General features: G+C 62.1%; 3 protein-coding genes. 2 read left to right on the top strand and 1 reads right to left on the bottom strand.

Going from position 1 to position 2,302, the window contains the following annotated elements; all coding sequences use genetic code 11:
- Nucleotides 1-339: 339 nt before the first annotated feature.
- Nucleotides 340-1,029 (bottom strand): hypothetical protein, encoded by a 690-nt coding sequence (locus G6031_RS15170; protein ID WP_182653701.1) that lies wholly within the window; start codon nt 1,027-1,029, stop codon nt 340-342.
- Nucleotides 1,030-1,220: 191 nt separating this feature from the next.
- Between G6031_RS15170 and G6031_RS15175 the strand changes: the two genes are divergently transcribed.
- Together G6031_RS15175 and G6031_RS15180 are read left to right on the top strand one after the other, a co-directional pair.
- Nucleotides 1,221-1,823, top strand: coding sequence for a recombinase family protein (locus G6031_RS15175; protein WP_181715711.1), 603 nt, complete (start codon nt 1,221-1,223; stop codon nt 1,821-1,823).
- A gap of 1 nt (nt 1,824) precedes the next feature.
- Nucleotides 1,825-2,302, top strand: a 478-nt coding sequence (locus G6031_RS15180; RefSeq protein ID WP_182653702.1) for a helix-turn-helix domain-containing protein, incomplete at its 3' end; no start/stop codon positions are given.

Genomic DNA, 2,302 nt, shown 5'->3' on the forward strand with positions numbered 1-2,302 from the left:
CGATAACGTTCTCCGAGTCCGTCGACTCCACCCGAAAGTTCCAGTCCAACTCGTCGCGGCGCCGGAACCGAGTTCGCTCCTTCCCGCGGCTGACGATGAGCACCTCCTCGCCACCGTCACCCGAACGGTTGAGCAACATCCCGATCCGCTCAGACATTGAAAGTCCTCTCGTCCGGAATCTGTATCAATAGATGCTAGACCCCACGAGAGGACGTTTCATAACTGGCAAAGATGACCCTGCGACACAGCAACGATTGTGAAGCGCATCGCTGTGTGGCGGCGTTCTGTGATCGCTATGTGGCGGGACCTCTGCTCGCTCCCCGATGGTGATCGTCAGGGCTACTGGAGTGCTCGGTAGGTCAGGTCTGCGTCCGGGCTGATCGGGAGAGCCTCGATGGTCTCGTGAGCGAGGAGAGCATCGATGAACTCTTTGGAACCTCCGACGAGCGTGGAGTTGTAGTCGACATCGGTCGACAGGTACCAACTCCTGTCCTCTGGCCATAGCAAAGCGGGAAAGTCGAAGAGGAAGCCTGACTCCGAGTGGAATGCGTCAGCCAGCGCTGCGAGCTGCACGCCGAATAGTACGTATTCACGCAATCCTAAACGGGCCGTGGGGAAGCTCTTTCCGGGCGTGTGAAGCGGCTGTATGCCATCCCAGTAGCCGGCGAAGACACGGTCATCCGCGGGCAGGTGTTTGGTAAGGAACTCTATGAAGGAAGGTCCAGAGATCCTATCCAGACCGCCCACATCTGGGCTGGTACTTCGCAATCGGGGATCGTGACGAGCGATCTCGGACCAGTGCGTCTGTGCACTGATTGTGACGCCGACGGGTTCTGCGTAGTTAGACCACGGCAGCATCGTGTCGAAGTCTCCATGGACTCGGTGCAAGATGCGACAGTATTTCTCGAATCCGGCAGGCACCTGGAAATCGACCCGATAGAGGTCGCCCGACTGGCGTCGGCTCGCCCAGTCCGCAACTGTGGTGTCCGAGACGAGCTCAAACCCTCGTCTGCGAAGCTCTTCGTACATGTCCATAGTGTGCCTCATGTCTCATCGGCTCAACGTCCCGAAAACCTAAAGGTTAATGAGACAGCAGGAGGGAGCTGAAGTTCGAGACCGCTTCATGGGCCGATGTGCACCTTTTGCGTCTCGTGAAGTCGTCTCACTGTAAAGTGTTGCAGGGTGGTGCTCGGTAGGGGTTTGTGAGTCATAATCAGGACATGAGGCTCTTGGGGTACACCCGCGTGAGCACCGCGAGTCAGGACGCGCAATTGCAGTTGGACGCACTCGTGGATTCCGGGGTGCAGAAGCGGGACGTGTTTGCGGATGTGACCTCGGGGAGCCGGACCGCGATTGAACGCCCGGGGATGAAGCGACTGTTGGACTACGTCGAGTCCGGTGACACGGTCGTGGTGTGGCGCATTGATCGGCTCGGCCGATCCCTGATCGATGTCCTCAACACCGTGAACCTGCTTCGGGACAAGGGCGTGAAGATCCGGTCGCTCTCGGACGGCATCGACCCGGAGACCACTTCCGGTCGGCTGATGCTGGGCATGCTCGCGACTCTGGCCGAGTACGAGCGCGAGCTGATCACCGAGCGAGTCAACGCCGGCATCGCTGCGGCGAAGCAGAGCGGCACCCGCTTCGGCCGGCCACCTGTTGACCCGGCGGTGATCGCTGAGAAACTCGACATCGCCCGAGACGCCCGAGCCAAGGGCCGCACCGCCGAAGAGGCCGCCCGGCTGGTTGGGTGGTCTCGCGCCACGCTGTATCGACACCAACAAGCTGCCCGCCATTGCGACATGGCCTCCCAACAGGTGTGACATGGACGGGCCGCAGCGGTGGCGCATCCTCCGACTTCACGTCGAGGACGGCATCTCGCTGACGACCCTGGCCCGCGATACCGGTACCGGGCTGCGCACTCTGCAACGCTGGCATCAGCTCTACAAGACCGGCGGCATCGCGGCGTTAGAGTCGCGACCACGACGCGATGCTGGGTCCCGGCGCACCCCGACGGAATTGGTTGCGTTCCTCGAGCGCCTTGCGCTTACCCGCCCCCGCCCTGGCACCGCCACCCTGCACCGCCTTGTCGCGGCGGAGGCGGGTCGCTTGGAGTTAGCGGCGCCGAGCTATGCCACGGTCCGGGCCATCGTCCACGCTCTGGACCCTGGCATGGTGACGCTGGCCCTGGAGGGGCCAGCTTCCTACCGGGACCGCCACGAACTGGTGTTCCGCCATCGCGCCGAACGCCCGAATGCGACGTGGCAAGCCGATCACACCGAACTCGACATCCTCATCACCG

The organism is Dietzia sp. CQ4, assembly GCF_014145125.1.
Lineage (GTDB): Bacteria > Actinomycetota > Actinomycetes > Mycobacteriales > Mycobacteriaceae > Dietzia > Dietzia natronolimnaea.